Origin of the sequence: Streptomyces griseorubiginosus (assembly GCF_017614965.1) — a bacterium.
Lineage (GTDB): Bacteria > Actinomycetota > Actinomycetes > Streptomycetales > Streptomycetaceae > Streptomyces > Streptomyces griseorubiginosus_B.
Window position 1 is genome coordinate 1 of the sequence record NZ_WVUG01000297.1, and the last position, 10,857, is coordinate 10,857.

General features: G+C 68.7%; 11 protein-coding genes and 1 pseudogene. 7 read left to right on the forward strand and 5 right to left on the reverse strand.

Annotation, left to right across the window (positions count from 1 at the left end):
* Positions 1-378: 378 nt before the first annotated feature.
* Positions 379-501: a hypothetical protein gene (locus GRC12_RS46565; protein ID WP_280117568.1), complete on the forward strand. Its 123-nt coding sequence runs from the start codon at positions 379-381 to the stop codon at positions 499-501.
* A 203-nt stretch (positions 502-704) separates the two neighbouring features.
* On the opposite strand, the gene GRC12_RS35880 is transcribed toward GRC12_RS46565, so the two are convergent.
* Positions 705-1,241: a hypothetical protein gene (locus tag GRC12_RS35880; RefSeq protein WP_208784202.1), complete on the reverse strand. Its 537-nt coding sequence runs from the start codon at positions 1,239-1,241 to the stop codon at positions 705-707.
* Between the two features lie 383 nt (positions 1,242-1,624).
* On the opposite strand from GRC12_RS35880, the gene GRC12_RS35885 reads away from it, so the two are divergent.
* Complete coding sequence (locus GRC12_RS35885; protein ID WP_208784205.1) at positions 1,625-3,157, forward strand: hypothetical protein; 1,533 nt, start codon at positions 1,625-1,627, stop codon at positions 3,155-3,157.
* Between the two features lie 78 nt (positions 3,158-3,235).
* Entirely contained in the window at positions 3,236-3,370 is a 135-nt protein-coding gene (locus GRC12_RS46570) for a hypothetical protein (protein WP_280117569.1), read from the forward strand.
* Positions 3,371-3,426: 56 nt separating this feature from the next.
* On the opposite strand, the gene GRC12_RS35890 is transcribed toward GRC12_RS46570, so the two are convergent.
* A complete protein-coding gene (locus tag GRC12_RS35890) occupies positions 3,427-3,960 on the reverse strand; it encodes a hypothetical protein (RefSeq protein WP_208784207.1) in 534 nt (177 codons plus the stop codon).
* On the opposite strand from GRC12_RS35890, the gene GRC12_RS35895 reads away from it, so the two are divergent.
* Positions 3,941-4,375: a hypothetical protein gene (locus GRC12_RS35895; protein ID WP_208784209.1), complete on the forward strand. Its 435-nt coding sequence runs from the start codon at positions 3,941-3,943 to the stop codon at positions 4,373-4,375. The two genes, GRC12_RS35890 and GRC12_RS35895, sit on opposite strands and share 20 nt — an antisense overlap.
* A gap of 418 nt (positions 4,376-4,793) precedes the next feature.
* Positions 4,794-7,493, forward strand: coding sequence for an FG-GAP repeat domain-containing protein (locus GRC12_RS35900; RefSeq protein WP_208784211.1), 2,700 nt, complete (start codon positions 4,794-4,796; stop codon positions 7,491-7,493).
* Positions 7,494-7,981: 488 nt separating this feature from the next.
* On the opposite strand, the gene GRC12_RS35905 is transcribed toward GRC12_RS35900, so the two are convergent.
* Positions 7,982-8,170: a hypothetical protein gene (locus GRC12_RS35905; RefSeq protein ID WP_208784213.1), complete on the reverse strand. Its 189-nt coding sequence runs from the start codon at positions 8,168-8,170 to the stop codon at positions 7,982-7,984.
* A 405-nt stretch (positions 8,171-8,575) separates the two neighbouring features.
* On the opposite strand from GRC12_RS35905, the gene GRC12_RS46015 reads away from it, so the two are divergent.
* Entirely contained in the window at positions 8,576-9,163 is a 588-nt protein-coding gene (locus tag GRC12_RS46015; RefSeq protein WP_308286715.1) for a sensor histidine kinase, read from the forward strand.
* An 18-nt stretch (positions 9,164-9,181) separates the two neighbouring features.
* Here the strand turns inward: GRC12_RS46015 and GRC12_RS35915 are convergent, their stop codons facing one another.
* Together GRC12_RS35915 and GRC12_RS35920 are read right to left on the reverse strand one after the other, a co-directional pair.
* Entirely contained in the window at positions 9,182-9,652 is a 471-nt protein-coding gene (locus GRC12_RS35915) for a hypothetical protein (RefSeq protein WP_208784217.1), read from the reverse strand.
* Between the two features lie 308 nt (positions 9,653-9,960).
* Positions 9,961-10,455 (reverse strand): MarR family winged helix-turn-helix transcriptional regulator, encoded by a 495-nt coding sequence (locus GRC12_RS35920; protein WP_208784219.1) that lies wholly within the window; start codon positions 10,453-10,455, stop codon positions 9,961-9,963.
* Between the two features lie 137 nt (positions 10,456-10,592).
* On the opposite strand from GRC12_RS35920, the pseudogene GRC12_RS35925 reads away from it, so the two are divergent.
* A pseudogene (locus GRC12_RS35925) lies at positions 10,593-10,857 on the forward strand (ABC transporter substrate-binding protein); the annotation flags it as partial.

Sequence of the window (10,857 nt, forward strand, 5' to 3'; positions counted from 1 at the left end):
CCAGCCCACCAGCCCACCAGCCCGGAACGCCTCCGACACCGTCGTGCGCCCCAAACCCGCGCGGATAGCCAGCGTCGACTTGTTCAACCCCAGCTGGACCCTGCCCGCTTCCAGTCTCCTGCGCGGCTCGGTGAGTGCCGGATTGTCACCATCTCGCTCGTCGTGCACGTGCTCGCTCCCGGGCCACGATGTGTTCGTCGGTGTTCATCTTCGTCCCGGTGAACCCCGGCGGACACGATTTCCGCGACTGTAGTTCACGTCAGTAGCCCACTGTCCGCCGGGAGTCTGTCGTGAACATCGCCATCGTCCTCCTCACCAGCGCAGTGGTCATCATCGTTGCTGTGCTGGCCGCCGTTCGGCGCTGGCGCGCTGGCCCGCATGGGCGGAGCCACCTACCCTGCCGCCTTCACTCGGGCCGCCACCGCCTTCGCCGGAGTCATCACTCTGGCCGCCGCCGTGACCGCGGCCCTCGCCGCCCTGCTTACGTGTTCGCTCACCTGATGGCCGCGCACCAGTTCATCGCCGAGGAGCACGCCCACTGCGACATTGCAGCGTCACAAGCGGGGAAGTCGGCCGCTGACCGACGATCTGCACCGAAGTCACCCGCCCCTCACCAGCATGAGTACACCGGAGCCGACGCACACCGGGTCCGTGACCTGCTACCTCACGATGCACACCACTCAATGAGGTGACTGCCCCTCGGTTCAAGGAACGGCGCTGCCGACGACGTGCGCCAGCACTCCGGCCGACTCGGGGGTCAGACGGTAGAACCCCTGGAGACTTACCGCGCGCTCCAGGCGCCTGTCGACTACGTGCTTCAGTCCGCGGATCTGGCCTCGGCGATTGCGCCAGGTGAGCTGCCCCAGCAGGTCGGCGGGGACCGGCACGTCGAACCGTACGGGCGTCGCGTCAACATGCACGGGTGCGGCGCCGCACCCGTCGGCGCCCAGCATCGACCACGCGCCGTGTCCGGGAAACGCATCGTCCTGCCACGTCGCAGGGGCAATACCGCAACAGCCGCCCCGTTCCCTGTCGAGCACCCGCATCCGACTGACAACGAACACCGTGCCCCGGTTGACATGCACCGCATACACCTCGTCCCCCGCCTGAGCCCCCGACCAGGCGGGCAGCGAGGTATGGACACCGCTGAAGGCGACAGGAGGCCGCTCACCCACACGACCGGCCTTCCGCAGGGCCTTGCAGGTGTCGTGGGTCCACAGGACGGTGAAGGCATCAGGCATGCCGAGATCCTATGAACGAGCACTGACAACCCAGTTCCCTAACCGCCCGGGTCGAGCCTGAAGGGGTGGGAGGTCCGTCCGCCGGGATCGCGTTGCCGTGCCGGACGCTCACCCTGGTTCCGCACCTGCCGACACCGCATCTTCTGCACCGTGGCGTCCAAGCGAGCCGGTTTGAGAACGGTGGCCGCTTTTTCGGGAAGCAACAACGGTTCCCACGGCTCAAGAACAGCAACCTCGGTTCACTCCTCGCTCGACTTTCGACGTTTTCATTGATCGTCGTTGGGGTCGCTCAAAGCAACTAGACCTGGCACCCCCAGGCCAAGGCCCCTGGCAGCCCTCGTACGCTTCTCCGATCACTCATAGCGGAGGAGACGACGGAACCGATGATCGCCAGCTTTGTGGGGCTCGTGGTGATCCCCATGGTCATAGCCGGGCTGGCCCGGTGGGCGGCGGCAAGGAGGCGACGCGGCCTTGCAGCGGGCCGGGCCGTGCACTTCCGCTGCCTACTCGACGGCCACAAGGGCCGACTGCTGGTCGACCCACGCCTCGACGGGCCCGTCTTTCTGGATCGTTCCGGGAACGTCACCGCCCTGCCACGCGGTGGCGAGGTCCTGGACGCGACAGTCTCCACCAACGGCCGACCCCCCTTCGAGAAGGTCAACCTGCGCTACCGGACACCCGAAGGCCAGGTGCTGCGGCTGCGCTTGGCCACGCACGATGCGCGGACCCTCGGCGCCTGGCTGGGCGAACAGACCCGTCCGGTTTCCGCGCCCGCCCGGCGGCTGCTTCTGCCGGCCGCACCGCCATGGGCGGCACTCGCCCTCGCGGCGTCCCTGTTCGTGGGCCTGGCCACCGCGGACGTCGCGCTGCTCGGGAAGCACACCGCCGCCGAGGTCGTCCGTGTGGACCGGGACGATGACAGCTGCACCGTCAGCTGGGACGGCGGCGCACAGCGGGCGGCTGTGGACTGCGACACGACAGACGTCCGCTCCGGCGACCGCATCCGGATCACCGCCCTGCCCTGGCCCTTCCTGGGTGAGGCCGTGAACACGCGAACCTTCCTGAGTGTGGTCGCCGTGCTCGGAGGCGGCCTCGGCCTTCTCGGCCTGGGCGGTGTGTTGATGGTCAACCCGCTGGCCTGCGCCCGACGCGTCCGGCTGGCGCGCCGGGCCCGGCTGGCGATCCCCCCGCGGGCGGCCGCGGGCGGCGAGGCGGGCGAGGACAGGTGGCCCGCCCTCGATGACGACCTGAGCTACGCGAGCCTCGCCGCCGCGGCCAGGCACGGCGATCGCCATCGCCCGGGCCCCCGGGTGACCCCGCCGCGCCGCGGCTTCGGCCGCACGTCCCTATCGCCGCGCATCTGGGTGCTGACCACCACCCTCGGCACCAACGCCTGGTACTCCCTGGGGTTCTCCTCCGCCGCCATCCTCGAGGACCACTTCCACCTGGGGCACTGGCGCTTCCTCGTGTTCGGCGCGGTCGGTATCGCGTCCCTCGCCCGGATCGGCTGGGTCGCGACCGACCGCTCCGCCCTGTGCGGTCCGGTACTGCGTGCCGCGCGTTCGGAAGCCGGGAAGGGCACATGGCAGCCCATGCGCTACGTCCGTCTGTGCCGGGATCCCGGCGAGATGGCGCTGGTCCTGTTCCGACCGGAGGGCGGCGAGGTGACAGCGCCGCTGTTCCTCCAGCCGATCTCCCGATCCCGTGGCAGTGAGCGCCGCACCGTCGGCGGTCCCGCTCCGGTCGGCGAGGCCCTGGTGCTCAACACCGGCGTGGGGCCGCTGATCTGCGAGATCGACGGCGTCCGCTACCTCCCCAGAGGCCGTGCCACGGAGGCCGCGACCGACCTCGCACGAACCCGCGACGAGCTGCGCAGCTTCGCCGAGAGCCACCTCCGGCCGGTCGGGCGGAGCTAGTTCAGACGAACGATGCCGCCGACCGCCGCGAGCGCGCCCCCCTGGTACACCACCCAAGCCGACCCGTCCGTCTCGGACATGGTCGCCAAGCTCCGCCGGGTCCTCATCGCCGCCCGATTTCTGCCCACCCGCTCAGGCCGGCGCACCGATCAGGAAATCCGTGCCGTCCAACAAGCATGGGCCGTAGCCAGCCTCGACACCGCCGTGGCCTGATCACTCCGAAGCTGCCAGACGACGAAAGTCGAGCTCCTCGACAACAAGCGGGAAAATCAGCTCGTCAGGCCCTGCTCCAGAGGATCGAGCCGGGCGATGATGGTTCGGATGATCCGCTGGAGTTCCTCGTCGCGTTCGAGTGTCTGGAACCCGTCACCGCGTCCGGGCTGGACCAGTTGCTCTCGGAGAAGGGGCACAACGGGTGCTGCCAGGGCGCCCATCCGGTCCAGACACGCCACGACGGCGTTGGCCGTCGCCGGGTTGTGGGCAACGGCCTGCAGCAGGCCCCCCAGGACGGACGGCGCCTCGGCTGCGCCGCCGATCTCCCACAGCGCGGCCGCGCACGGAACTCGCACCCACTCATAACCGTGCCCCAAGTGCCGCCGCAGGCGCGGCAGGGCGGCGGAGACGGGCGGGCCGATCTCGGCGAGCACATCGGCCGCCTCGCTGATGCGGAAGGTGATCAGATCGTCGAGGAGACCGAGCAGGAGCGGCATGACCTCGGCCGGGTCGCCGCCGACGGCCCACAGCGCGGCGACGGCGGCGGTCCGGACGTGCGCTTCGGTGTGGGTGGTCAGCGCCCGGATCACCTCGCGTGCGCCGGCCGCCGCCGGACCGAACGTCCCGAGTGCCTTCGGCGAACTCCAGGCCCCGTGCGCGCAGGAAGGCGGCGGCCTGCACGCAGCCGGCCGGCGGGTAGTCGTCGATCTCGGTGCCGTCATCGTCGAAGCCCCGCTCGAGGGACTCCCGCCCGATGCTCACCACCAGCGCGACCACGGAGGCCCGGTCGAGCGTGGCACCATCGACGGCCAGCTCGAACAGGAAGGGCAGGCTGGCCGCCGTGGACGAGTAGACGCTGCCCTGGTGATGAACGGCGCTGTAGAAGCGGTCGAGAGTCTTGCGGCGCTCCTCTGTGTGCGGGGAGCGCAGCGCCCTCAGCAGGACCGGTGTTTTCTCGGCCGTGCCATGCGCGTGATCCAGCAACGCCCCGTCGATCTCATCTAGTCCGTCGAACATGATCCGAACCATGCCAGGCCGCACTGACAACGAAGAGCCTTCCGGGACGCGCCGTCCTGCACCACGGACACGGTCCAAGACCCAAGAGGACCTTGCGCGTCGATAGAGGTCGCGGCTGGCCCTGCTGTACGCACTGTGAATCGTGTGGGCCCTTTCCGCTGCCCCCGGTAATCCCGCCGACCCCACTGGTGTGCGCTGATAAGCTCCCGTCGCCCGCAGGGCATGCACATTTCATTCACACCACAGCTGTCGGGGCTACCGAGGTCACAGCTGCCAGGGCGAGGGACCGGGGGGTTCCGTGGGGGTCAGCAAGGTCGTGCGACGCTGTCTGTTCGGCAGAGGCGGTGCGGCCCTGGCCGTGATTGTCGCCCTTGCCGCGGGTGCTCCGGGCGCGGTGCCGACAGGGATGGCGGTCGCCGTTGGGGCTGACCAGGTCGTTGGAGCGGGCGACGTCGTGCTCCCGGCCGCGGACCGGAGCGCCACGCGCAACCCGGTGTTCATCGGTTTCGGCGACACGGGTGTGCTGTCGAATCCCGAGGGATCCAGCGGCTGGCTGTGGACCGACTACGCGACGCGCCGGACCCGGGAGGTGACCGAGTTCGCCGGTACTCAGCAGCCCAATGGGCTCGCCCAGTCGGATTCCACCTACACCCTGTCGACCGACGCCGAGGGCCGACGCGTCGTGCGGTTTCGCGCGATGGGCTCCGGTGAGGACAGAGGCTCGGTGACCGTTCCGACTGGTCTGAGGTATGCCGGGACGGCCGGTGAGGGTGTCGTGGTCGCCTATCTGGGCGGGTCGACCAACGTACGCGAACTGCATTTGCTGAAGCGGGCGGCCGGGGGCGGCACCGAGGACACGAAGGTGACCGGCTGGCCGGCCGACGCCAAGCTCCTTGCCTTGAGCGGGGTGGATGACCGCTCGTTGCTGTTGCGCTACCGCGTGCCGACCGAGGACCCTCAGGTCTTCCTCGACCAGCTCGCGCTCGTCGACGTCCGAGACGGCACCTGGACCAAGGTGTTCGCCCCCTACAACGCGAATTCGGCCCGGTTGCCCGTCCTGAGTGAGGACTACGTCGGCTGGTGGTACCCGGGCGCCGGTGCGCGGCTGCTGCACCGCGACGCGCTGGACGGACCGGTGATCACCGTTCCGGCCCAGGGCACCGTGGGGAAGACCGACTTCACGGTCGTCGGTGACGACGTCGTGGTGGCCACCTACGGCGACGAGACCCGTGCCCTGCTCACCCGGCCCCTGACCGACGCCGGGGAATGGCGCACGCTGCTTCCGCAGATGGACGGCTGGGTCCACGCGTCGGCGGACGGGTCAGCTGTCGTGGTGGGCGGTCCTGACAAGGCGCACTGGGGGATGTTCCGGCTCTCCGAGGGGCCGGATGGGCAGATCGTCGCCGATGAGCTGTTGGACTTGCCGCCGGTGCCCGCACCTGTCGACGGGCTGTCGCTGGTGGGCGGCACGCTTGCCTGGACCGACCAGACCTCGTCCCCGTCCTACGACGTCATGTTCAACACGCGCACCGTGTCGGCCGACGTTGTACCCCGGGTGGGGCCGGTCCGGCAGGCCGGCGGCTGGGTCAAGCCGTGCATTGTCACGTACAGCTGTGTGCGGCTGTTCGGCGCGGGCGACGGATCGGTTGTCTACAACGACTTGGACAACTCCGAGCTGGTGCACCGCCGTACACCCAATGGTGAGGTCCAGACGCTGACGGTTGACGGCTTTTACGGTGAGGTGAGCGCCGCGGAAGGACGGTACGCGCTGCTCTCGGGCGGCCCGACCCACAAGCAGTTCCTCGTCGACTGGACCCAGTCCAAGGTTGTGTCGACACGCACGGCCGTGGCCGCCACCCTGTGGGACGGACAGCTGTGGACCACGACGTCCACCGCCGGGCACCTGTCGATGAGCCGCCTCGGCTCGACGGCCGCGGCCCTCGACGTCAACGTCGGCTCGGCGTGCGTGCCCAGCGAGCTGCAGGTGAAGGGCCGCTTCGTCTACTGGGCGTGCGCCGCGCAGCAGAAGGCCGGCGTGTTCGACCGCTCCCGCGGACGGTCAGTGGCGGTGCCCGTGGGCGACGTGCTGCTGGCCGACGGGTTCCTGGTACGCCATGACACCGAGCGCGGCAAGCTGGTGCGCACCGACGTCCGCTCCGGGCAGGAGGTCACCTCCGACCTGGCGGATCTGCCCGCGACCAAAAACCTCATGCCCGAAGGCAGCACCTCGGACCGACGGATCCGCTGGACCCTGGACCCTGACCCCGGCCGCGTTGCTTTCGTGGACACAAGCGAACGCATCCATCTGATGCCGGCCGGGACGCTCGCCGCTCCCGTGCGGCGAGACCACGCGGGGCGGGACGGCATCGGTGACCTGCTCACTCTCGATTCCTCGGGCACGTTGGCCTTTCAGCAGGGCACGGGCAACGGCACGTTCTCGGGGAAGGTGAGCGGCAGCGGGTGGCCCACCAGCGCCAGGTTCGTCTCCTACGGCGACCTGAGCGGGGACCGGTGCAACGACGTGCTGGTCAAGCTGAACACCGGCGCTCTGCGCCTGTACAAGCCGGACTGCGGGGCGGCAGTCACCCCGTCGACGCCGTACACCTCGCTGGGCACATCCGGCTGGAACCAGTACGACGTCCTGACCGCGCCCGGTGACGTCACCAAAGACGGCCGCCCCGACCTGATCGCGCGGAACTCCTCGACCGGGACGGTGTACCTCTACAAGGGCACCAGCACCGGCACGTTGTCGGCGCGGGTGAAGCTCTACGACAACTGGAAGACGTACAAGAAGGTCGTGGGCGCCGGCGACCTCAACGGCGACGGCATCGGCGACCTGCTCGCCCAGGACACATCGAACAACCTGTACCGGTACTACGGCAAGGGCAACAGCACATTCACACCGCGGGTGAAGCTGTTCACCAACTGGGGCAGCTCGTACAACGCGGTCGTCGGCGTCGGGGACATCACCACAGACGGCAAAACAGACCTGGTCTCCCGGGACAGCGCGGGCAACGTCTGGCGCAACAACGGCGACGGCAAGGGCTCGTTCGGACCCCGCACGAAAATCGCGAGCGGCTGGCAGGGCTACAACAGCCTCTTCTAACAGGGAACTTCTCGACCAAGTCATAACATACGTCGCGCCCCGGCGTAGGAATCGCCGGGGCACGACAGATGACAACAGACTCTTACGGAAACCCCATGGTCTTCGGCCTCGAACACTCCGGCCCCGAACACATCACCCGCATCGAGAACCCACGGCGTTACTCCCGCCCTGACTTCCGAGCTTGACCGTTTCGGATACGAGCGGTTTCCCGCTGCACACTCGACGCGCACTGATGACCCGAAACATCGTGTCGCACCGTACGCCGAGCGCCGGAACGGCAGCCGGGTCGAGCTCAGAAACTGGCACACCTCCCCCGGACTCACCGATCCGCCCCAACCAGCCTCGCGTTAAGCCCTACAGTGCTGACCACAGCCGGGGGCGAGTTCGAGGGGCACGGAGCATGGCGCGTGTGGTGGCGGTACATGGGATCGGCAAGCAGTTGCTGGGTGAGGAGACGTTGCTCCCGCAGTGGTTACCGGCCCCGGCCATCAGCACGTCAGTGTCTCCCTGCTGGGACTGTCCGGGAACCGCCCGACTTCCTCACCAACCCCCGTCACCACGTCCGCCTCACCGATGTCGACCTTGCCCTGCAGGAAGCCGCCGAGTTCGACGCCTACGCCCTGCAGCGGGAGACGGAGTTCACCTCCCGCTTCCTGGTCCGCGCCATGGGCATCCAAGGCGACGCCTCGACCTGCACGACGCCCTCGTATCCCTTGCCTGTTGGAGGCAATAAGCACCGTCGCAGGCAGAGGCGGCGGGTGGGGAATTCCCCCGACAGAACCCCTGGGGAAAATCACCGTCGTCGACGGGGCGGTCGCCTACGCGGCGAAAGGCAATACAGGGCTTCAGCCGAACGATCGTCCCTGCATGCAATAGGTGAGGCCCGGGGACACAGCCACCTTCACTCCCACGCCCTCCACAACAGCCCCGGCCCGCCAGTCATTCCCGCCAGCCGGACCGAGGGATGCTCAGGCTCAGGCGCTGCGCGGCTTGCGGCCGGCGGTCTTCTTCGCCGCGGTCTTCTTGGTGCTCGTCTTGTTGGCGGTCTTGGCCGCGGTCTTCTTGGCGCCGTCTTCTTAGCCGTGTTCTTCTTGGCCCGGGACAGGTCATGGACGTCGGCGTCGGCGGCCTTGCCGCGGGAGGAGCGCGCCTCGTCCACCGACTCCTGCAGGGCCGCCATCAGGTCCAGCACCTTCCCCGGCTGCTCCGGCTCCGTGGGGGCCTTGGGCAGCGGCTGGTGCTCCCGCTTCGTCTCGATCACCTGGGCCAGGGCCTCGGAGCGGATCAACGACAACCTCCTCGCCAACGCCCTGCGCGTCTCCCCTCCCAGCACCACCATCGCCCTCCAGCGCGTACCGGGCGCTGAACTCCACATAGTCGACCAGGGCCCCGGCATGACCGAGGCCGATCGCGAACGCGCCTTCGACCGGTTCTGGCGTTCCTCCGACTCCCACCAAGACGGCACCGGCCTCGGCCTGCCCATCGTCCGCCACCTCGTCGACGCCTCCGGCGGCACCATCACTCTCTGCCCCGTCCCCAGCACCGGCCTCGACGCCCGCATCCGGCTGCGTCCCGCCTCTGCCCGCCCAAGCGAAGTGCCGCCGCGGGGAGAGGACTTCGGCACAGGGCGAATTCGCGGCCGTCGAACGCAGGCAGCCGGCCGCGGATGAGGATCATGCAGGCTGCGGTCAGGTCCCGAAGGGCGGTACCTGCTGCGCGGTGAGGTCCTCGTGCAGCCGCAGGAAGCGCACCGGGTGACGGTAGAGACAGTTGTCGACGGCGGTATCGGCGAGGAACTCCGCCACCGGGTCGGGTCGTACGGGGTGGTAGTCCAGCTCCCCGTGTGTGCCCCAACGGGCGGAGAAGCGGCGCCCGCGCCAGGGGTGATCCATGCCGGCCGGATGCAGCCGCCCGGCGAGCTCGCGCCGTGCGGCGGTGGCAAGCAGTGCGGTGCGGGCGGCCAGCCGCAGGTGCCCGACCGCGTCGTACCGGGCCAGCAGCAACACCGCCGGGGAAGCCAGTGCCCCGGTGACGCCTGCGATCAGCCCCTGGGTGGTGGTGTGGGAACACTGGTGGAGGGGCGGTATGTGGAACGCGGTATTCCGCTGTTCTAGGACGCCAGGGTAAGCGGCTGCCTTCGGCGGCACGTTCGTGGGCATGCCCTCCCCGGCACTGGCTCTCGGTGAGCACCTCCACGTACCGCGAGCGTCGTACTGCTGAGGCCGGCTACGGAATCGGGCAGATCATCGGCCTCCTGATCTCCCGGCCTCCGCTCGGAACCGGATACTCAGCCGTCCTGCTGCTGGGAAGCCTCGTCCTGGCCCCGCCACTCTGGCGGCAGCACCGCTCAGGGTCTGCTATCCGCACCGGCTGGGCCACATGGGTGAACCAGTGCCTCAGTGGTGGCGCCCTTTGCGGACCTTCTCCTTGTCGGCCCGGAAAGTTCCGGTCCGAGTCGTCACATGTGTCAGCGCCGCCAGGGCAGTCCGGTGGTGACGGGGCCGTCAGGGTCGGTGAGCGCGGCCAGGATGGTTTCGCAAACCTCGGCGAAATGGCGGGTCTGTTCGGCGGTGAGGTGGTCGAAGACCGCGGCGCGGACGGTGCTGACGTGGCCGGGTGCGGTCTTTTCCAGGGCGGCCATGCCCTCGTCCGTCATGACGGCGAACTGGCTGCGTTTGTCGCTGGGGCAGTCCTCGCGGCGCACCCAGCCCTCCTCCTCCAGCCGACGGATCATGTGGGTGAGACGGCTGCGGGAGACTTTGAGCTCTTCGGCGATGGCCGTCATACGCAGTCGCCGGTCAGGCATCTCGGAGAGACGGACCATGACCGCGTAGTACAACTGCGGGACGCCCAACGTGCTGCGCAGCTGCTGGTCGAGGGTGTCCTCCAGCAGGGCGCTGGCATTGCAGTACGCGCGCCAGGCGCGCTGCTCTTCGTCGTCCAGCCAGCGGGTTTTCTCCATGCGGGGACCCTATCTTTACTTCAACTTTTAAGCAACCTGATCGCGAATTGCTTGAAGTTTTGAGTTTCCTGTCCTAGGTTGAGTCGCGCCGCAAGTACTCAAAAGTTGAAGTACCTGGAAACCCCTTGGGAGCAGTCATGGACGCCATACGCAAGACCGTCATCGGAGCGCTCACGCTCAGCGTGCTGGCCGGTGGTGCCACCGCCGCCCTCGCGGACACATCCGCCGGAAAAACCAACGGCACCCGCACCACCCGGACGAGCGAGCAGGCGCAGCTGCAGAAGCTGTACCAGCAGGCCCTGGCCGAGGGCGGGACCCTGACCGTGTATGCCGGCGGCGACACGCCTTACCAGGCCGACTACCTCCGCGACGCCTTCCTCAAGAAGTTCCCGAAGATCAAGT